The sequence below is a fragment of the Ancylobacter pratisalsi genome (assembly GCF_010669125.1).
Lineage (GTDB): Bacteria > Pseudomonadota > Alphaproteobacteria > Rhizobiales > Xanthobacteraceae > Ancylobacter > Ancylobacter pratisalsi.
In genome coordinates, this window is record NZ_CP048630.1 from 2,546,687 (window position 1) to 2,566,427 (window position 19,741).

Annotated in this window: 18 protein-coding genes; 12 read left to right on the top strand and 6 right to left on the bottom strand. The window is 65.9% G+C overall.

Going from position 1 to position 19,741, the window contains the following annotated elements; translation table 11 throughout:
* Positions 1 to 13 precede the first annotated feature (13 nt).
* From G3A50_RS11950 to G3A50_RS11960, 3 genes are all read left to right on the top strand, one after another.
* On the top strand, positions 14 to 2,530 hold the full coding sequence (locus G3A50_RS11950; protein WP_163075485.1) for a circularly permuted type 2 ATP-grasp protein: 2,517 nt from the start codon (positions 14 to 16) through the stop codon (positions 2,528 to 2,530).
* The gene (locus G3A50_RS11955; RefSeq protein WP_163075486.1) at positions 2,527 to 3,435 is read left to right on the top strand and encodes a transglutaminase family protein; all 909 of its coding nucleotides are present in this window, start codon (positions 2,527 to 2,529) and stop codon (positions 3,433 to 3,435) included. The genes G3A50_RS11950 and G3A50_RS11955 overlap by 4 nt, the downstream gene beginning before the upstream one ends.
* Positions 3,436 to 3,567: 132 nt before the next feature.
* Positions 3,568 to 4,926, top strand: coding sequence for an AmpG family muropeptide MFS transporter (locus G3A50_RS11960; RefSeq protein ID WP_163075487.1), 1,359 nt, complete (start codon positions 3,568 to 3,570; stop codon positions 4,924 to 4,926).
* Between the two features lie 59 nt (positions 4,927 to 4,985).
* Here the strand turns inward: G3A50_RS11960 and recR are convergent, their stop codons facing one another.
* Complete coding sequence (recR, locus tag G3A50_RS11965) at positions 4,986 to 5,591, bottom strand: recombination mediator RecR (protein ID WP_163075488.1); 606 nt, start codon at positions 5,589 to 5,591, stop codon at positions 4,986 to 4,988.
* A gap of 200 nt (positions 5,592 to 5,791) precedes the next feature.
* Here recR and G3A50_RS11970 point away from each other — a divergent pair, with 200 nt between their 5' ends.
* Positions 5,792 to 7,228 (top strand): sodium:proton antiporter, encoded by a 1,437-nt coding sequence (locus G3A50_RS11970; RefSeq protein WP_163075489.1) that lies wholly within the window; start codon positions 5,792 to 5,794, stop codon positions 7,226 to 7,228.
* Between the two features lie 99 nt (positions 7,229 to 7,327).
* Here the strand turns inward: G3A50_RS11970 and G3A50_RS11975 are convergent, their stop codons facing one another.
* Together G3A50_RS11975 and G3A50_RS11980 are read right to left on the bottom strand one after the other, a co-directional pair.
* The gene (locus G3A50_RS11975) at positions 7,328 to 8,953 is read right to left on the bottom strand and encodes a phosphoenolpyruvate carboxykinase (ATP) (RefSeq protein ID WP_163075490.1); all 1,626 of its coding nucleotides are present in this window, start codon (positions 8,951 to 8,953) and stop codon (positions 7,328 to 7,330) included.
* A gap of 174 nt (positions 8,954 to 9,127) precedes the next feature.
* Positions 9,128 to 9,880, bottom strand: a complete 753-nt coding sequence (locus tag G3A50_RS11980) for a HugZ family pyridoxamine 5'-phosphate oxidase (RefSeq protein WP_163075491.1) — start codon at positions 9,878 to 9,880, stop codon at positions 9,128 to 9,130.
* 216 nt (positions 9,881 to 10,096) lie between these two features.
* Between G3A50_RS11980 and G3A50_RS11985 the strand changes: the two genes are divergently transcribed.
* The 6 genes from G3A50_RS11985 to ahcY all read left to right on the top strand — a co-directional run bounded on the left by G3A50_RS11985 (position 10,097) and on the right by ahcY (position 15,617).
* Positions 10,097 to 10,795 carry a response regulator transcription factor gene (locus tag G3A50_RS11985; protein ID WP_163075492.1) on the top strand — a complete coding sequence of 233 codons (699 nt, stop codon included), beginning with the start codon at positions 10,097 to 10,099 and terminating at the stop codon, positions 10,793 to 10,795.
* A gap of 7 nt (positions 10,796 to 10,802) precedes the next feature.
* On the top strand, positions 10,803 to 12,707 hold the full coding sequence (locus G3A50_RS11990) for a sensor histidine kinase (protein WP_163075493.1): 1,905 nt from the start codon (positions 10,803 to 10,805) through the stop codon (positions 12,705 to 12,707).
* Complete coding sequence (locus G3A50_RS11995; protein WP_163075494.1) at positions 12,704 to 13,177, top strand: HPr kinase/phosphorylase; 474 nt, start codon at positions 12,704 to 12,706, stop codon at positions 13,175 to 13,177. Before G3A50_RS11990 ends, G3A50_RS11995 begins: the two co-directional genes overlap by 4 nt.
* A 180-nt stretch (positions 13,178 to 13,357) precedes the next feature.
* Positions 13,358 to 13,759 carry a PTS sugar transporter subunit IIA gene (locus tag G3A50_RS12000; RefSeq protein WP_163075495.1) on the top strand — a complete coding sequence of 134 codons (402 nt, stop codon included), beginning with the start codon at positions 13,358 to 13,360 and terminating at the stop codon, positions 13,757 to 13,759.
* Positions 13,756 to 14,046: an HPr family phosphocarrier protein gene (locus G3A50_RS12005; RefSeq protein ID WP_163075496.1), complete on the top strand. Its 291-nt coding sequence runs from the start codon at positions 13,756 to 13,758 to the stop codon at positions 14,044 to 14,046. Before G3A50_RS12000 ends, G3A50_RS12005 begins: the two co-directional genes overlap by 4 nt.
* Before the next feature lie 149 nt (positions 14,047 to 14,195).
* Positions 14,196 to 15,617: an adenosylhomocysteinase gene (ahcY, locus tag G3A50_RS12010; protein ID WP_163075497.1), complete on the top strand. Its 1,422-nt coding sequence runs from the start codon at positions 14,196 to 14,198 to the stop codon at positions 15,615 to 15,617.
* Between the two features lie 104 nt (positions 15,618 to 15,721).
* Here ahcY and G3A50_RS12015 read toward each other — a convergent pair whose 3' ends face one another.
* Positions 15,722 to 16,210 (bottom strand): GNAT family N-acetyltransferase, encoded by a 489-nt coding sequence (locus tag G3A50_RS12015; protein WP_170308638.1) that lies wholly within the window; start codon positions 16,208 to 16,210, stop codon positions 15,722 to 15,724.
* A gap of 116 nt (positions 16,211 to 16,326) precedes the next feature.
* On the opposite strand from G3A50_RS12015, the gene G3A50_RS12020 reads away from it, so the two are divergent.
* Positions 16,327 to 16,638, top strand: a complete 312-nt coding sequence (locus G3A50_RS12020) for a hypothetical protein (protein WP_163075498.1) — start codon at positions 16,327 to 16,329, stop codon at positions 16,636 to 16,638.
* A 65-nt stretch (positions 16,639 to 16,703) separates the two neighbouring features.
* Here the strand turns inward: G3A50_RS12020 and G3A50_RS12025 are convergent, their stop codons facing one another.
* Positions 16,704 to 17,477, bottom strand: a complete 774-nt coding sequence (locus tag G3A50_RS12025) for a ferredoxin--NADP reductase (protein WP_163075499.1) — start codon at positions 17,475 to 17,477, stop codon at positions 16,704 to 16,706.
* Between the two features lie 192 nt (positions 17,478 to 17,669).
* On the opposite strand from G3A50_RS12025, the gene G3A50_RS12030 reads away from it, so the two are divergent.
* Complete coding sequence (locus tag G3A50_RS12030) at positions 17,670 to 18,083, top strand: VOC family protein (protein ID WP_163075500.1); 414 nt, start codon at positions 17,670 to 17,672, stop codon at positions 18,081 to 18,083.
* A gap of 9 nt (positions 18,084 to 18,092) precedes the next feature.
* Here G3A50_RS12030 and G3A50_RS12035 read toward each other — a convergent pair whose 3' ends face one another.
* The gene (locus G3A50_RS12035; RefSeq protein WP_163075501.1) at positions 18,093 to 19,565 is read right to left on the bottom strand and encodes a sensor domain-containing diguanylate cyclase; all 1,473 of its coding nucleotides are present in this window, start codon (positions 19,563 to 19,565) and stop codon (positions 18,093 to 18,095) included.
* Positions 19,566 to 19,741 lie beyond the last annotated feature (176 nt).

Consider the following 19,741-nt stretch of genomic DNA (forward strand, 5'->3'; position numbering starts at 1 on the left):
CGGAGAGGAACAGATGCCCAGACGCAGTGACCCGAGGTTGCGCACGCGCCGCTTCGAGGAGGACGCGGTCGCCGCGCTGCTGGCCGGATACCGGCCGCTTCCCGGAGTGCATGACGAACTCGTCTCGGCAGATGGCCAGCCGCGTCGGCACTGGACGTCGATGCTTGCGGCGCTGGCCGAGATGGGGGTCGACGAGGTCAATCGCAGCTTCGCGGCGGCGGATCGGCAGCTGTATCGCTCGGGCGTGTTCTACCGTGTCTACGGCGACCCCAATGGTGGCGAACGGCCCTGGCCGCTCTCGCATCTTCCCCTTGTCATTGACGGCGAGGAATGGCGGATGTTGGAGCGCGGGCTGATCCAGCGTGCGCAGATGCTGGAAGGCGTGCTTGCCGACCTCTACGGCGCGGGAAATCTGGTGCGTTCGGGCGTGCTGCCGGCGGCGGTGGTGGCCGGCAGTCCGGAGTTCCTGCGCCCGATGGTGGGCGTTGATCCTCATGGCGGCAGTTTCCTGCGCATCTACGCGGCGGATATCGGTCGGGGTCCCGACGGGCGCTGGTGGGTGTTGTCGGACCGCACCCAGTCGCCATCGGGCGCGGGTTATGCGTTGGAAAACCGCATTGCCATCGCCCGTGCTCTGCCGGAGCTGGCCCGCTCGCTCAACGTCGTGCGTCTCGCCGGCTACTTCCAGGCGTTGCGCGCGGGGTTGACGCGCCTCGACCGCTCGGGCGAGGGCAGGGTAGGCCTGCTGACACCCGGACCGCTCAACGAAACCTATTTCGAGCACGCCTATCTCGCCCGCTATCTCGGCTTCGTCCTGCTGGAGGGCGAGGACCTCACGGTGCGCGACAACGTGGTCTATGTGCGGACCGTGGCGGGGCTCAAACGGGTCGACGTGCTGATGCGTCGCCTGGATTCGGATTTCTGCGACCCGCTGGAGCTCAATCCGCGCTCGCGCCTCGGCATTCCGGGTCTCGTGCAGGCAATCCGCTCGGGCGGCGTCGCGGTGGTGAATGCCGTCGGAGCCGGTATCGCCGAAGCCCCGGCGATGATGGGGTTCTATCCGCGCCTTGGACAGGAGGTGGTCGGCGAGGACCTCGTCCTGCCCAATGTCGCCACGTGGTGGTGCGGCCAGAAGGCCGAAAGCGAGCGCGTGCTCGATACTCTTGACGACCTCGTGCTTTCACCGGCTTTCCAGCGTCCCTTGCGTGGGCTGATGGACAAGGGGCCTGTGATCGGCGCGGATCTCGATCCGGCCCACCGCGTCTTGATCCAGAACGCCATCCGCACCCGCGGCGTCGATATCGTGGGCCAGGAGGCGGTGCGTCTGTCCACCATGCCGGTCTGGCGCGATGGGCGGCTGGAGCCACGTCCTTTCATTCTGCGCATCTTTGTTGCCGCGACCGAGAATGGCTGGAAGGTCATGCCGGGTGGCTTCTGTCGCGTTTCCGACAGCCTGGATGCGCGCGCCGTCACCATGCAGAGCGGCGGTCGGTCGGCCGATGTCTGGGTGCTCGACGAACGCAAGGTCGAGCAGATAACGCTGCTGCCGCAGACGGGCCAGGCGGAAATCAAGCGACAGACAGGCCCATTGCCGAGCCGTGCCGCGGATAATTTTTTCTGGCTGGGTCGTTATCTGGAGCGCGCCGAGACCACGTTGAGGTTGCTGCGTACGCTTGTCGGGCGGCTCTCGTCTTCGGCGGAGGGGGGCGGTGCATCGGTCGGCAAGCTCATCGGTCTGCTGCAGTTTTCCAATGCGATTCCGGAGGACCTTGCCCGCACCCGCCCGGCGCGGCATGCGCTGGCGGCGCTCACCCGACGCGACCTGCCGGGCGCGCTGCCCAACATTCTGGAGGCGGCGCGCAAGACCGCCGCTGTTATTCGCGACCGGCTGTCACCGGATGCATGGCGCACTTTGGCTGATCTCGCGGCCATGATGGAGGAACCGGTGCCTGCGGCGGCGAGCGCGCAGGCGGACGCCTATGAGCGCTCCGACAGGGCGTTGCGCGCGCTCGCGGCCTTTTCGGGTCTTGCCTCGGAGAACATGAACAGACTCGCGGGGTGGCGTTTCCTCGATCTGGGTCGTCGTGTCGAACGCGGCATCGCCACCTGCCGCTTCGCCCGCGTTCTGGTGGGCGAGGCGGCAACTGCCGGCATGCTCGATGTGCTCCTGGAACTCTGCGACAGCCAGATCACCTATCGCTCGCGCTATGTGATGGCGGAAAGCCGGGCTCCGGTGCTCGACCTGGTCCTTCTGGATCCGGTTAACCCGCGGTCGCTGGCTTTTCAGATCGAGGCGATCATGGGCCATCTCGACGCGCTGCCCGGCCATGTGGGCGACGAGCCGCCCCCTCCTGAAGAGCGACTCGCCGCGCGGCTTGTTGCCTCGATGAAGGCGTTTGATGCGCTCGAATTCGACGATGAGCGGCTGCGCGAACTGGAAGGCCAGCTCATGGAGCTTTCCAATGATGTTGCCGAGCGCTACTTCATCCACCACCTTCCGGTGGAGACGCCGTGGGACCTCATGGCATGATGTACGATATTCACCAGACAACGGCGTATCGTTACGCCAACGCTGTGCCGGTGGCGCGCCATGTGGTTCGCATGGTGCCGGTGGAGCGGGCGCTCCAGCGCGTGATCGTCAGCCATGTCCGCGTTGAACCCGAGCCGGTGGAGTGGACCGAGACGCGGGATTTCTTCGGCAACAGCGTGCTGCATATCCGCATCGAGACACCCCATACCGACTTCAAGGTCCACACCCGCGCGCGTGTTGCGGTCGAGCCGGCGCCGGCGCTGGATGCGGAGGGCTCGGTGACGTGGGAGGAGGTGCGCGAGATGGTGGCCTCCAGCCGCGATCTGTCGGCCCAGTCCCCGGTTCATCACATCTATCCCAGTATCGCCGTCCCGCTCAGCTCGCCCATCACCGACTGGGCGAAACAGAGCTTCGCGCCGGACACGCCGATGCTCTCCGCGGCCATCGACCTGATGAACCGGATCTATGACGAGTTCACCTATGATCCGCGCGCGACCGACGTCTCCACCCCGGCGCTGGAGGCTTTCAACATGCGTGCCGGTGTTTGCCAGGATTTCGCGCATATCATGATCGCAGGGCTGCGCGGCCTCGGGCTGCCGGCCGCCTATGTCAGCGGATTTCTGCGTACGGAGCCGCCACCGGGCAAGGAGCGGCTTCAGGGAGCGGACGCCACTCACGCCTGGGTGGCGGTGTGGTGTGGCCCCGAGATCGGATGGCAGGGCCTGGACCCGACCAATGCATTGCTGGTCTCGACCGACCATGTGGTACTCGCGGTCGGGCGCGACTATGCAGACGTTGCCCCGATTGGCGGCGTGCTTCTCGGATCGGGCGGGCAGAAGCTCTCCGTCGCGGTCGACGTCATCCCGATCGACGCGGTGGCCCAGGCCAAGCCATTGGCCGAGTGACACCGGAGCGTGGACTGAACGCTCTGCCGCTTTCTCGATTCAATGAGATGGCAAAGCGCTTTAGACATAGGTGAGCCAGAAGACCGAATCGTGCCGCGGCCGCCCATGCGGTCTTTTCACCAGCGAGCCCCTATGAGCGACGCCTCTCCACCGGACGCCGGACGCCTTCCTCGCGAGGAGGATGACGGCTTTCTTGCCAGTCTCGCCGTCTATCTGCGTCCGCGCGTTCTCATCGTCATTCTGCTCGGATTCTCCTCCGGACTCCCGCTTGCGCTTTCGGGGGCCACGCTCACCATCTGGATGGCTGAGGCGAGAGTGGACCTGGCGACGATCGGTCTCTTTGCGCTGGTCGGGGTGCCCTATAATTTCAAGTTCGTCTGGGCGCCGCTGGTGGATGCGCTGGATGTTCCCCTGCTCGGACGCTGGCTGGGGCGACGGCGCGGCTGGCTGGTCCTTACCCAGCTCCTGTTGGCGCTGGCCGTGGTCTGGCTCGGCTTCCAGGATCCGGTGTCCGCGCCATGGCATGTCGCCTTCGGCGCGCTGCTTGTCGCGACCGCCTCGGCGACGCAGGACATTGTGGTTGATGCCTTCCGTGTAGAAAGTCTGGAAGTGCGTGAACAGGCGGCCGGCATGGCCGGCTATGTCGCCGCCTACCGTGTCGGCATGCTGGCTTCGGGCGCGGGTGTGGTTCTGCTGGTGGCGTGGTTCGAGCTGCTTGGCGTGCCGCACGTGGATGTGTGGCGTTATGGCTATTTCGCTGCGGCCCTCATGGTCGGAGTGGGCCTCATCGCCTCGCTGCTGGCCAGGGAGCCCGAAGGCGGCCCCGTGATCTCGCATGATGTGAATGTGTTCCGGCGTATCAGCGAGACGGCAATCGGTGCTTTCGGCGAATTCCTTTCGCGCCGGAACGCCCTCGCGATCCTGTCCTTCGTCGTCCTGTTCAAGTTCTGCGACGCCTTTGCGGGAGTGCTGACCGGCGCTTTCGTCATCGATATTGGTTTCGACAAGGCCGCCTATGCGGGCATCGTGAAGGGCGTGGGCTTTGCTGCCGCGCTCCTGGGTGGGTTCGCCGGCGGGGTCATCGCGCGGGCCTTGCCACTGTCGACCAGCCTGTGGGTCGCGGGCCTGCTTCAGATGGCGTCCAACCTCGTCTTCTCCTGGCAGGCTTGGGTCGGGGTGGATCTGGGCGCGTTGACGCTCACTATCGTGGTCGAGAACTTCACCGGCGCGATCGGCACGGTGATCTTCGTCGCCTATATCTCCGCACTTTGCGGCGCCCGTGCGCATACCGCGACCCAATACGCGCTGCTGACCGCACTCGCGGCTGTTGGGCGGACTTTCCTGGCCTCGGGGGCGGGTTTCGTCGCGGAGGAAACCGGATGGATCGCCTTTTTCGCCGTCACGGCGCTGGCCGCGCTGCCAGGGCTCGTACTGTTGGCCTATTTGCAGGCGCGGGGCCATTTCCGCGAGGTCGCTGCCGAAAAGGCGTGATGGGCGGCACGGTGCCGTCGTTACGGCTTTCGCTCTTGGCGGCTGATGTTGATACGGACTTAGAGGTTGGTGCGCGCGCGGATCGCGGCGGAGAGCGTGCCTTCGTCGAGATAGTCAAGTTCCCCACCCACCGGCACACCATGGGCGAGGCGTGTCACCTTCACGCCTGAATCGCGAATGAGTTCCGTGACATAGTGGGCTGTGGTCTGGCCGTCCACCGTGGCCCCGAGGGCAATCAGGACCTCCTTGATGGTGCCCTCGTGCACCCGCGCGACCAGCGATTTGAGATTGAGATCGTCCGGCCCGATTCCGTCGAGAGGCGATAATGTGCCTCCGAGCACGTGATAACGGGCATTGAGGGCGCCCGCCCGCTCCAGCGCCCAGAGATCGGCAACATCGGCAACGACGATCAACAGGTTGGGGTCGCGTGTGTCGTCGACGCAGATCGAGCAGGGATCGCGCACATCCACATTTCCGCAGACCCGGCAGGTCGCGATTTTTCCCAGAACGTCCTCAAAGGCGGCGGCCAGCGGGCTCATAAGCTGTTCACGCTTCTTGATCAGGTGCAGCGCGGCGCGGCGCGCCGAACGCGGACCAAGTCCGGGAACACGGGCCAGGAGGTTGATAAGGCGTTCGATTTCGGGGCCGGCTACGGCGCGGGGCATGGCATCCTCATCGCCGGCAGCGTTCCGGCCGTTTCCGGTCTAGCGCACCACGGCCCGAGCCGCCAAGTGGGACGCCCGCAACCGGCTCGCGCCGCTGATTTTTCAATCGCCTGGTACCAGAAGGCGCCGGTTTCGCTCGACACCGGATAAGGGCATTGCTAACCCGGGAGCAACGGATAACGCAGCCCCCGAGGGAACCGATGACGACGACGAAGGCCGCCGCCCGATCCGCTGTACTCCTGGCCGCCATTCTCCTGTCCGTGGCGCCGGCGCAGGCGGCGGAAGGTGTCGGCATCGACGGGGCAAGCCTTTCCCTGATCTGGGGAATTCCATTTGTCGGAATGCTGCTGTCGATTGCGGTCATACCGCTCATCGCCGGCAGCTTCTGGCACCATCATTATGGCAAGGTCGCGCTGCTGTGGGCGCTGGCCTTCCTGGTGCCATTCACCATCACTTTCGGCGCGGGACTGACGACATATGAGGTCGTGCACGCCGCTCTGCTGGAGTACATTCCCTTCATCATACTGCTGTTCACGCTGTTCACCATTTCAGGCGGGATCCTGCTCACGGGAAACCTTCGTGGCAGTCCGGGTGTGAACACGACGATGCTTGCCATCGGCACGATCCTGGCGAGCATCATCGGTACGACAGGCGCGTCGATGGTGCTGATCCGTCCGCTCCTGCGCGCCAATGACGAGCGGCGCCACAATGTCCACACGGTCATCTTCTTCATCTTCCTGGTGTCGAACATCGGTGGCTCGCTGACGCCTCTGGGCGATCCGCCACTCTTCCTCGGCTTCCTGAAGGGGGTCGATTTCTTCTGGACCACCGAACACCTGTTTCACGACACGGCGTTGATCGCGGCGATCCTGCTCGGGGTGTTCTATCTGCTCGATCGCTACTTCTATGCCCGCGAGGATAAGCTTCCGGAAAAGGCGGATCCGACCCCGGAGACGGAGCGGCTGGGGCTGCGGGGCCTGCGCAATCTGCCGCTGATCGCGGGTGTCATCGTCGCTATCCTCCTGAGCGCGCTGTGGAAGCCGGATATCGAATTCAATGTCCTGGGCACGCATCTGCCGCTGCCGTCCATCGCGCGGGATGTGCTCCTGCTGGTGTTCGCGGCCATTTCGATGTGGATCACGCCCGCCTTCATACGGGAGCGCAACGGCTTCGACTGGGAGCCCATCCGCGAGGTCGCCAAACTGTTCGCGGCCATCTTCCTCACGATCATTCCCGTGATTGCCATCCTCAAGGCAGGTAGCGAGGGGGCGCTGAACCCGCTTGTGGCCTTCGTCACCGGCGATGGTGGCGAGCCGTTCAATGCGGGCTACTTCTGGATGACGGGTCTGCTCTCCGGCTTCCTCGACAACGCACCGACCTATCTCGTCTTCTTCAACCTCGCCGGCGGCGACGCTCAGACGCTGATGGACAAGTACGCGCTGACCCTGGAGGCCATCTCGGCCGGCGCCGTGTTCATGGGCGCACTTACCTATATCGGCAACGCGCCGAATTTCATGGTGCTGGCGATCGCGCGCAGCCGCGGCGTCGCGATGCCCAGCTTCTTCGGCTACATGGCGTGGTCGTGTGTGTTCCTGCTGCCCGGCTTCGCTCTGCTGACCTGGCTCTATTTCCTGTAGGCGGGATGCCGCCTGAGGGGCGTCCGCACCCCATCGCCGTCCATGCCTGCCCGATAAAACCTCCTGCGCGCCGTCACAATGGCGGCGCGCAGGATGCTTTCACTCCGCCGCGATGGCGGTGCGTGGCTGTGCGTGGCGGACCTCGTCGTCCACCGCGGTTTCGAAACGCGTGAAATTGTCCGTGAACATGCCAACGAGGCGCCGTGCGGTCATGGCGTAATCCATGCGGCTTGCCCAGGTTCGGGAGGGGTCGAGGAGGCGGGGATCGACGCCTTCGACTTCCGTGGGCACCGCGACGCCGAAATAGGGGTCGGTGCGCGTTTCGACCTCGGTGAGGCTGCCATCGAGCGCGGCAGCGACGAGACGGCGGGTCGTCTCAAGGGGAATGCGCGCACCCGTGCCGGCCCGGCCCCCGCTCCAGCCGGTGTTCACCAGCCAGCACTCGACACCATGCTCGGCGATGAGGTCGCCCAGCATGGTTCCATAAACCGAGGGCGGCTGCGGCAGGAAGGCTGCGCCGAAGCAGGGGGCGAATGTCGCCTGCGGCTCGGGGGCGCCGGTGTCGGTGGCGGTGACCTCTCCGGCATAGCCGGACAGGAAATGATACATGGCCTGTGCCGGCGTCAGCCGGGCGAGCGGCGGCAGTACGCCGAAGGTATCCTGGGTCAGAAACAGGATCGAACGGGGTGCGCGACCGCATCCGTCCTTTCGGATATTGGAAAGGAAATCAATCGGATAGGCGGCGCGGGCGTTGTCCGAAAGGGCGGCGCTGTCGAGGTCGGGCATACGGGTGTCCGGATCGAGCGCAACGTTTTCGAGCACGGTGCCGAACCGCCGCGTGGCGGCGAACGGGGTCGGCTCGGCCTCGGCTGAAAGGCCGGTGGTTCTTGCGTAGCACCCGCCTTCAAGGCTGAAGATGCCGTCCGGGCCCCAGCCATGCTGGTCGTCGCCGATCAGGGCGCGGGAGGAATCGACCGCCACCGCCGTCTTTCCCGAACCCGCCGCGCCGAAAAACAGCGCAACATCATCGGTTTCGCCGACATTCGCGGCGCAGTGCAGCGGCAGCACGCCACGCGCCGGCAGAATGTGCCAGAGGTAATTCGATATCGCCTCTATCACCTCGCCGGCATGCAGCGTGCCGGCGATCAGCACGATCCCGCGGTCCAAATCGCTGGCGATGACAGTGCCCGAGCGCACGCCGTGGCGCTCCGGGTCGGCCTTGAAGCCCGGCGCGCAGAAGATGGTGAGCTGCGGCACGTAGCGGGACAGCGCGTCGCGATCGGGGTGGCGCAGCAGGTTGCGCAGGAACAGGCCTTGCCAGGCGTGTTCGCAGAACAGGCGTACGCCGACCCGGCGCGCGGGATCGGCGCCCGCATCAAGATCTTGAGCAAAAAGCGTTTTTCCGGCGCAATGGGCGAGGATATCGGCCTTCAGAGCGTCGAAATTCTCGCGGGACAGCGCGTTGGCGTTGTCCCAGGACAACGTATCCTCAACGGTGTCCTCGCCCGCCTCATCGCGCACGATGTAGCGGTCCTCAAAGCTGGGTCCGGTGTGGGGCGCGGTGTCGGCGGCGAGGGCGCCGAAGGCGGAGAGACGGGCCTCGCCACGGGCGATGGCGCGCTCGTAGAGCACCGATTGCGTGAGATTCCAGAACACTTTGCCAGTGCCGGAAAGGCCGGACGCGGTGGCGTCGTGTTCCTGGTTGCGTATGCCGGTCTGATGCAAGGTCGGCTCCTCCTGACGCGTGACATGCAGGGGGCAATTTGCGCGCCCACTCCGACCTTTTGGCTCAGATTCCGGGTCGACAGTGTGGCGAAACCGGGCCGAACCGGTGATGGCCGGTGCGGTGGACGATGAGTGCGATGAGGTGGAGCGTGAGTTCAGTGGGGCCGGTGAGGCTCACTGCGGCGAATCGACCGTGGCGCCGCGCGCCCGGTTGGCCAGCTCCACGAGCGTCTCGCGCATGCCCCGCGCGGTGGTAACGCGCTGGGGAAAGGGCAGGCGGCGCACATCCAGCCCGGCCATCAGGTCGCAGCCCTCCGGATCGAGGCCGATCATCCGCCACGCGCCGGGTCCGGCCCCGAGGAGTTGCATGGCGTAGAGCTGGATCGCGTCGGCGTGGTCGGCGTTCATGTGCTCGACGGCGCCCTCTTCGCTCGCGAGCAATTCACCGGCATCTGTGAGATCCGTGAGCAGGGCGGGGCCTTCGACATCGGTGATGCGGCCGAACCCGGCGACCAGGTGGGCGGAGTCCGGCACCAGTCGGTAGAAGGCGAAATCGGAAAAGCCGGCGAAGCCTTCGGCGTCCGGGTGGCGGGCAAGGAAGCGGCGGCGGGCGGTGCCGGCATCGGCCACGCGCTCGATATGCCCCCTCACGCTGGCTCGTGCGCCCTGCAGCTCGTCGCCATGGCGCTGTTCGTCGACCAGCAGCGAGACGCGGGCATCGCGTGCGAGATTGCGGGTGTGGCGGGCGAGGCCCGACAGCAGAAGAAGCGGGCTGCCATCATTGAGCGTGGCGACCTGAACCAGCGAGGCGTAGGGCGCACCGTCCGCATCCAGCGTCGCCAGCGCGCCCGTGCGCGCCTCGCGCAGCAGCCGGCGGACCACGATCGTGGCGTCGAAACCCGGTTCGGAAAGCGGTGCGGCGGGCATGACGGTCTCCTCATTGTGGAGGACGCAGTGGTGCGCCCGCGCGGGCGCCAACGTCAACCCTCGGCTGACCCAGCGCGAGCTTCGCCTGCCTTGATTGGCTATGTGCCTCGAAACGCGCTAATTTCGGTGGAATCAGTTTGCGTGTCACATTCTGGCCACGCCGGCACGGTTCACCCGCGAACTGCGTCTACTGATGCCGAACAGGAAAGTGTGCAGATGCCGACCATCGCTCTCGTCGACGACGATCGCAACATTCTGACGTCCGTCTCGATCGCCCTCGAATCCGAAGGGTATCGGATCCAGACCTATACGGATGGTGCCACGGCCCTCGACGGCTTCAAGACCAACCCGCCCGACCTTGCCATCTTCGACATCAAGATGCCGCGCATGGACGGCATGGAGCTTCTGCGCCGGCTGCGGCAGAAGAGCGACATGCCGGTGATCTTCCTCACCTCCAAGGATGACGAGATCGACGAGCTGTTCGGCCTCAAGATGGGCGCGGACGACTTCATCAAGAAGCCGTTTTCCCAGCGCTTGCTGGTGGAACGCGTCAAGGCCGTGCTGCGTCGCTTCGCCCCCAAGGACGGAACGATGCCGCGCGAAACCGACAGCGCGAAGGTTCTGGAACGCGGCCAGCTGCGCATGGACCCGGAGCGGCACACCTGCACCTGGCGGAACGAGAATGTGACGCTGACCGTCACCGAGTTCCTCATCCTGCAGGCGCTGGCCACCCGTCCGGGCGTGGTGAAGAGCCGCAACGCACTGATGGACGCCGCCTATGACGACCAAGTCTATGTCGACGACCGCACCATCGACAGCCACATCAAGCGGCTGCGCAAGAAGTTCAAGGTCGTGGACGACAATTTCGAGATGATCGAGACGCTGTACGGCGTCGGCTACCGCTTCAAGGAGTAGCGGCTTCTTGCTCGATCCCGACTCCACACGGACCGCGGACGAGGACGAGGACGCGCGGTTCGACGACGCCGAGGCGCCCGCGGAGGTTCCCCGCAAGCGGCGTATCACGTGGCTGCTGGGCGCGATCCGGCGGCTGCCGAACCGTGTTGCGCTGAAGAGCTTCTCCAGCCTCACGCGGCGCATCGTTCTGCTCAACCTCGCCGGCATGTGCGTGCTGGCCTCGGGTATCCTCTACCTTTCCGAATTCCGCGCCGGCCTAATCGATGCGCGCGTGCAGAGCCTGCTGGTGCAGGGCGAGATCATCGCCGGCGCCATCGCCGCCTCCGCGCAGGTCGAGACCAACGCCATCACCATCGATCCCGAGCGCTTGCTGGAACTGCAGGCGGGGGAGAGTTACGGGCCGGGCGAGGACGGGTTCGCCCCGCTTGAATTTCCCATCAATCCCGAGCGCGTGGCGCCGGTGCTCAAGCGCCTGGTGGAGCCCACCGGCACCCGCGCGCGCATCTATGATCGCGACGGCCTGCTGCTGCTGGATTCGCGCTCGCTCTATTCGCGCGGCGAGATCCTGCGTTTCGACATGCCCTCGCCCACCACCCGCAAGCCGAACTGGCTGGAGCGGGCCTGGAACAAGCTGAAGACCTGGTTCGAGCGCGGCGACCTGCCGCTCTACAAGGACCTCGGCCCCAGCAACGGCAAGGGCTACCGCGAGGTGGTCGACGCGCTGCAGGGGCAGAAATCGAGCGCGGTGCAGGTGAATGATCGCGGTCAGGTCATCGTCTCGGTGGCGGTGCCGGTGCAGCGCTTCCGGGCCATTCTCGGCGTGCTGCTGCTCTCCACCCAGGGCGGCGAGATCGACGCGGCGGTGGCGGCCGAACGGCTGGCGATCGTGCGCGTCTTCCTCGTGGTCATGGCGGTGATGGGCGTGCTGTCCTTCCTGCTCGCGGGCACCATCGCCGGCCCGGTGCGCCGTCTCGCCGACGCGGCCGAGCGCGTGCGCCGACGCACCCGCCAGCGCGTGGAGATTCCCGATTTCACCAGCCGCTCCGACGAGATCGGCCATTTGTCGGGCGCGCTGCGCGACATGACGGACGCGCTCTATTCGCGCATCGAGGCGATCGAGAGCTTTGCCGCCGACGTCTCGCACGAACTGAAGAACCCGCTGACCTCGCTGCGCTCCGCCGTGGAGACGCTGCCGCTGGCCAAGACCGAGAATTCGCGCGGGCGGCTGCTGGAAGTGATCCAGCACGATGTGCGGCGCCTCGACCGCCTGATCACCGACATTTCCGACGCCAGCCGGCTGGATGCCGAGCTGCAGCGCCAGGAGGCCGAGCCGGTGGACATGACGCGGCTGCTCAGTACCGTGACCGGCGTGCACAACGACGTGGTGCGCGGCGACGATGTCCGCGTGACGCTGAATTTCGAGCGCGCGGCCGGGGCGGGCGGCGAGTTCATCGTGCCGGGCCATGATTCCCGGCTCGGGCAGGTGATCAACAACCTGATCGACAATGCCCGCTCGTTCTCGCCCAAGGGCGGCGAGGTGCGGGTGACCTGCCGACGGCTCAAGGAGGCGGTCGAGGTCATGGTCGACGATGACGGGCCGGGGATTCCCGACCATGCGCTGGGCCGCATCTTCGAGCGCTTCTACACCGATCGCCCGGAGGAGCAGGGCTTCGGGCAGAATTCGGGGCTGGGGCTTTCGATCTCGCGGCAGATCATCGAGGCCCATGGCGGGCGCATCTGGGCCGAGAACCGCCCGCTTGCCACCAAGGCGCGCCGGCCGGGGCGCAAGAAGGCGCGGGACGGCGCCGCCAAGGAACCTGCCGAGCCGGTCGCCACGGTGGCGGCCGAGGGGGACGCCGAGGTGCCGCGCTCGGGCGGGGCGCGCTTCGTGATCTGGCTGCCGGCGGCATGAGCGCGGTGGGCGAGCCGGTGCCCGCGCGCGTTCCGACCGTCCACGCCTCCTGCGTCAGCGTCGGGGATAAGGGCGTGCTGATCCGCGGGCCGTCCGGCGCGGGCAAGTCGCATCTTGCCTTCGGACTGATCCTCGCCGGGGGAACCGCGCGGGTGCCGCCGACGCGTCTGGTGGCGGACGACCGGGTGCGGCTGGTCGCGCGCGGGGGCGCGCTTCTGGCCAGCGCGCCGGAGGAACTGGCGGGGCTGATCGAGGTGCGCGGCGCGGGGCTGCGCCGGATCGACTACCGGGCCGAGGTGCGGATCGCGCTGGTGGTGGATCTCGGCGCCGCCGATGCCGAGCGTCTGCCCATGGAGGCGGCGCTGCGCACGCGGGTCGAGGGCGTGGAACTGCCCCGTCTGCCGGTGCTGGCGCGGGGCGATGGGGTGCAGCAGGTGCTGGCCATGCTGCTCACCGCGCCGGGCATCTGACGCCCGCCACCCGTGCACGGTATTGTGCACCGTGATTTTCGCAACGTCAGCCCGGGTGGCTCTTGCCATTCGTGTGCAGTGCAACGATGATGTGCGCCCCGCGAAGGGGGTGCCCGATTTGGTTACCGCGCCACCCCTCAAGCAGACAGCACTCGTGCCGAACCGGGCGCGGCGGACAGGATGATAGGTCTCGTACTCGTAACGCACGGACGCCTTGCCAGCGAATTCCGCGCTGCGCTTGAACACGTCATGGGCCCCCAGTCCCAGCTGGAGACCATTACCATTGGTCCCGATGACGACATCGAGCAGCGTCGCAAGGACATTGTCGAAGCGGTCGGCACGGTGAACAGCGGCGGCGGGGTGGTGATCCTGACCGACATGTTCGGCGGCACGCCGTCCAATCTCGCCATTTCGGTGATGACATCGCCGGATATCGAGGTGGTGGCCGGCATCAACCTGCCCATGCTGGTGAAGCTGGCGACCGTCCGCGGCGAGGTGCCGATGGACGAGGCGGTGGCCCAGGCCCAGGAAGCGGGCCGCAAATACATCAACATTGCCAGCCGTGTGCTTGCCGGGAAATGACGGTGGCGACGGACCAGGCCATGCAGCGCGAGCTCGCCATCCATAACAAGCGGGGCCTGCATGCGCGCGCCTCGGCGAAATTCGTGCAGACCGTCGAGCGCTTCGACGCTGACGTGCGGGTGACGCGCTGCGGAGAGACGGTGAACGGCACCTCGATCATGGGGCTGATGATGCTGGCCGCCGCGCCGGGCACCACGATCCTGGTCGAGGTCAGCGGGCGCGAGGCGCAGGCGGTGCTGGACGCCCTCGACGCGCTGGTGGCCGACCGCTTCGGCGAGGGCGAATAGCCCGCGCTTGCCCGCATGTTTCGGGCAGCGAGCCTCGGTGTCATATAAAGATATCTTTATATCGTTATTGTTTTCGGCGCGCAGGGCTGGTATCACGCCGCCAAAGCCACCTGCAAAGCCCCCGTGTCAGGCAGAAGGATTACTGCATCATGGCGATCGCCAGCGAATATCTCGTCAAGGACATCAACCTCGCCGACTTCGGCCGCCTCGAGATCGATCTCGCCGAAACCGAGATGCCGGGCCTGATGGCGATCCGCGCCGAATACGGCCCGTCGCAGCCGCTCAAGGGCGCGCGCATCGCCGGCTCGCTGCACATGACGATCCAGACCGCGGTGCTGATCGAGACGCTGAAGGCGCTCGGCGCCGATGTGCGCTGGGTCTCCTGCAACATCTTCTCGACGCAGGACCACGCCGCCGCCGCCATCGCCGCCGCCGGCACGCCGGTGTTCGCCTTCAAGGGCGAGACGCTGAGCGAGTACTGGGACTTCACCGCCAAGCTGTTCGACTGGCATGGCGCGAAGGACCGCGAGATCCTGGTGCCGAACATGATCCTGGATGATGGCGGCGACGCCACCATGCTGGTGCATTACGGCCTGCGCGCCGAGCAGGGCGACACCGCCTTCCTCGACACCCCCGGCTCCGAGGAAGAGGAAATTTTCTTCGCGCTGATCAAGAAGCTGCTCGCCGAGAAGCCGAAGGGCTGGTTCGCCGAGGTCGCCAAGTCGATCAAGGGCGTGTCGGAAGAGACCACCACCGGCGTGCACCGCCTCTACAAGCTGGCCGAGCAGGGCAAGCTGCTGTTCCCGGCGATCAACGTCAATGACAGCGTGACCAAGTCGAAGTTCGACAACCTGTATGGCTGCCGTGAATCGCTGGTCGACGCCATCCGCCGCGGCACCGACGTGATGCTGGCCGGCAAGGTCGCTTTCGTCGCCGGCTTCGGCGATGTGGGCAAGGGCTCGGCCGCCTCGCTGCGCCAGGCCGGCGCGCGCGTCATCGTCTCCGAGGTCGATCCGATCTGCGCGCTTCAGGCCTCGATGGAAGGCTATGAAGTCACCACGATCGAGAACGCCTATTCCCGCGCCGACATCTATGTGACCTGCACCGGCAACCGCGACATCATCACCGTCGACGACATGCGGCAGATGAAGGACCGGGCGATCGTCTGCAACATCGGCCACTTCGACAACGAGATTCAGGTCGCCGGCCTGAAGAACTTCAAGTGGACCAACATCAAGCCGCAGGTCGACGAGATCCAGTTCCCCGCTGGCAACCGCATCATCCTGCTGTCGGAAGGCCGCCTGGTGAACCTGGGCAACGCCATGGGCCACCCCTCCTTCGTGATGTCGTCCTCCTTCGCCAACCAGACGCTGGCGCAGATCGAGCTGTGGGCGAACCCCGGCAAGTACGACAAGCAGGTCTACACCCTGCCGAAGTTCCTCGATGAGAAGGTCGCGGCGCTGCATCTGGAAAAGCTCGGCGTGAAGCTGACCAAGATGAGCAAGGAACAGGCCGACTATATCGGCGTGCCGGTCGCCGGCCCCTACAAGCCGGACCACTACCGCTACTGAGAGCGGCGTGCGGCCAGTGCCGCACGGTTGCAACGTTTCGAAGGCCGGGCTCGTCCCGGCCTTCGTCGTTCTGGGGATCGCGAAGGCGGTTCGGTGCGCGGCCCCTACAGTTCCTTCTGCATCAGCACCAGATCGAGCGGGCGGCCGAATTTGATGCCGATGCCCGGCATGAAGCCGGTGCGCACGAAGCCGAGCCGTTCATGCAGGGCGATGGAGGGCTCGTTGCCCCCGGTGATGCCGCCGATCATCACCTTCTTGCCGAGCGCACGCGCGGGCTCGAACAGCGCCTCGACCAGCCGGCGGCCGAGGCCGCGCCCGCGCGCGCCCTCCGCCACATAGACCGAGTGCTCGCAGCAGATGCGGAACCCGTCAAAAGGGCGGAAATCGCCGAAGCTGGCATAGCCCAGCACGGCGTCGTCCTCCGCTGCCACCAGGATGGGGTAGTTCTTGGTGCGGCGATCGGCGAGCCAGAGCGCGCGGTTGGCGAGGTCGACCGTGGTGTCGTTCCAGATCGCCGTGGAGTGCAGGACGGCATCATTGTAGATGGCGACAAGGGCCGGAAGGTCCTGCGATGCCGCGCTGCGTATGATCATTCAATCCGTCTCCACGAGGCCCGCCGCCCGATTTTCGCCGCCCGATGCTGGCAAGTAGGCGAGAGGGCACCATATTCCAAGAACAGGGTGACCGTTCAGGAGGAAAGACCCAGACGATGAGCTCGACCGATCCTTTCGATCGCATGCGTTTCACCGTCCGGCGCGTAAGCTGGTGGCAGGTGGCGCTGGTGGTTGCCGTGGCGCTGGCCGTCGGCATCGCGCTGGCGCTTGTCGCGGCGAGCGTGTTTCTCGTGGTGTTTCCCGTTCTTGCCGTGCTCGGCCTCGCCTATCGCCTGTTCGGCGGGCGCAAGGGCACGGGCGGCGGGCCCGGATCCGGCGTCATCGACGCCGAATATCGCGTTCTCTCCCCCGAAGAGGCCGCGCGCGACGACCGCGCGGCATGGGACCCCGACCGCCGCCTGCGCTGAGCGGGCAGAGGGGAAGCGCCCGATCGGCGCCTCCCGGAGGTGGCCCAGGGCCGGGGCCGCTGGGGTTACTTCTCGACGAAGGCCTTCTCGATCACGAAATCGCCCGGCTCGGTGGTGGAGCCTTCCTCGAAGCTGTTCTGCTTCAGGATCACGCGCATGTCGTCGAGCAGCTGCGGGCTGCCGCACAGCATGACGCGGTCATCTTCCTTGTCGAGCGGGGGCAGGTCGAGGTCGGCGAACAGCTTGCCCGAGGTGATAAGGTCGGTGATGCGGCCCTGGTTGCGATAGGGCTCGCGCGTCACGGTGGGGTAGTAGACCAGCTTCTCGCGCACCAGCTCGCCGAAATATTCGTTATCCGGCAGTTCGTTCTCGATGAAGTCCTGATAGGCCAGCTCGCCCACCGTGCGCACGCCGTGGACCAGGATCACCTTCTCGAAAGCCTCGTAGGTCTCCGGATCCTTGATCAGGCTCATGAACGGCGCCAGGCCCGTGCCGGTGGAGAGCAGATAGAGCCGGCGGCCGGGCACCAGATAATCCACCAGCAGCGTGCCGGTCGGCTTGCGGCCGACAATGACCTCGTCACCCACCTTCAGGTGCTGAAGGCGCGAGGTCAGCGGGCCATTGGGAACCTTGATGGAGAAGAACTCCAGCGTTTCCTCGTAATTGGCGCTGGCGATTGAATAGGCCCGCAGCAGCGGCTTGCCCTCGACCTCGAGCCCGATCATCACGAACTGGCCGTTCTTGAAGCGCAGCGCCGGATCACGCGTGGTGGTGAAGGTGAAGAGGTTGTCGGTCCAGTGGTGCACGGACAGGACGCGCTCGTGATGAAGATTGCTCATTTACGGACCGTCGTTGTGGAAACAGATAAACAAACCGGAAGTTCATGTAATTCTCGCTTCCCGTTTACTGCGCCGCGCGGCGTCTGTCGACCCTCGCTTGCGCGGGCGGGGTGTGCGGGGCGAACATGCGCGCTGAACATGGGCCCCGGCGCGGTGCCGGCCCATGAGGCAGGTCAATAGAGAGACGGGTCGATGTTCAGCCATATCATTCTCGGCACGCGCGACCTTGCCCGGCTGACCGCCTTCTACGATGTGGTGCTCGCCCCGCTGGGTCTTGTGCGCGTGGACCAGGGGGATGATGGCGGGCCGGCCGGCTCCATGTGGGTGCTGCCGGGTCGGGCCTGGCCGCAGTTCTTCATCCAGCTCCCGTTCAACGGATTGCCGGCGACCTGGGGCAACGGCACGCAGGTGAGCTTTGCCGCGCCCTCGCGCGCCGCCGTGGACGCGGCGTGGCAGGCACTGGTCGATCACGGCGGCCTGGACGAGGGCGCGCCGGGACTGCGGCCGAACTACGGGCCGGACTATTACGGCGCCTATGGGCGGGACCTTGAGGGCAACAAGCTCTGCTTCGTCCATGCCGAGGGGCTGGGTGGGCTCCTCGCCTGAGGCGGGGGCTCAGCCGCGGGTGCGCGAGCCGGGCTCGTGGTTGCGCTTGGCCTCGTACATGTCGAAGTCGGCGCGCTTGACCACCTGCTCCAGCCGCTCGCCAGGGACGCTGGTGGAAAGGCCCATGGAGAGTTCGAGCGTGCTGGCGGAATAGAACTGATTGTTCAGATCGATCAGCTTGGTGATGTTCTCCATCACCGCGAGGCCGCCGGCCCTGTCGAGGCCCGGCAGCAGCACGGCGAATTCATCGCCGCCGATGCGGGCCGCGCAATTGGGCTTGTCCACCGCCTTGCCGAGCACCTCGCCGGCCCGTCGCAGCAGCGCGTCACCCGCGGCGTGCCCGAGCAGGTCGTTGACCCGCTTGAGATCGTTGAGATCCACCATGATGACGGTGACCGGGAAGGGCCCCTTGCGTTCGAGCCGGTTTAGCTCGTCGACATAGAAGGAGCGGTTGTAGAGCTTGGTCAGCACGTCGTGCTTGCCGAGATATTCGAGATAGGCCTCGGCCTTCTTGCGGGCGGTGATATCGATGAGCGAGACCTGGACCAGCGACCAGTCCTGCTCGTGGCCGGGCAGTACCGAGAACTGCAGGTGGACATGCAGCGGGTCGCCGCCGAGCGTGTAGTTCACCACCTCGCGCTGATGGAACAGGTTGCCGTTCCACAACTCGATGAGCTGCTCGCGGAAATGCAGGGCCATGTCCTCGCGGAAAATCGTGGCGAGATTGGCGATGAGGGTCGCCTTGCTGGACGCACCGAACATGTCGAGCGTGTGCTGGTTGACGTCGATGACGCGGATCTCGCTGATGCAGCGCTGGACGAATTCGGGGTGCACGTCGGTGAAGACGCGCAGGTCCGTGATGCCGCGCATGCGTACGTCGTCGATGAGGTGCTTCACGCTGGAGAAGTCCTCGACCCACAGCGAGACCGGGGAATATTCGAACAGGCCCCGGGCATATTCCTCGGCGCGGGCGGCCTGGCGGCGCGCCGTCTCGCGTTCGGTGACGTCTTCCACCGTGACCAGCACGCGGGCCAGCGTGCGCTCATGGCCGGGAAGCACGATGCCGTTGAGCTGGATGTCGAGGCGCTGCCCGCTCAGCGTGTAGTTGACGGTGTGGCTGGCGAAGGTGGTGGCGCCGTCCCAGAGCCGCACCATCTCGTCGATATGGGCCTTGAGCATGTCGTCGCGGAACACCTGGTGGAGATTGGCGACGAGGTGCGCGAGGCTCTCGGCCTCGAAAAGGTCGAGCGTGCGACGATTGACCTTGAGGACGCGAATGCACTTCGAGCATTCAAGCACCTGCTCGGGATGGTCGCGCAGGTAGTCACGCAGCGAGGAAATACCCAGCGCGCGCCAGGTGTCGAACAATTCGCGCAGGGCGCTGTAGTCTTCGAGCCAGAGCGAAACCGGAGCGAGTTCGAACATGTCAATAAAGTCGCGCGACTTGCTTTCCGCTAGGGCGGCATCCGTCAGACTGAGCATGCTCGATCCATCATTCATCTGCGTCGAACTAGCATACGCATCGCACTAGCACACGCCGCCCGCAGATGCAGTATCCCTATAAGACTCCGCCGGCGGAACCGCGGATACTGTGCCTTGGAGATCATCGATCGGACCAGTTGATCCGGTATTATATCCAATGTCGGTGCGGTCTCCAG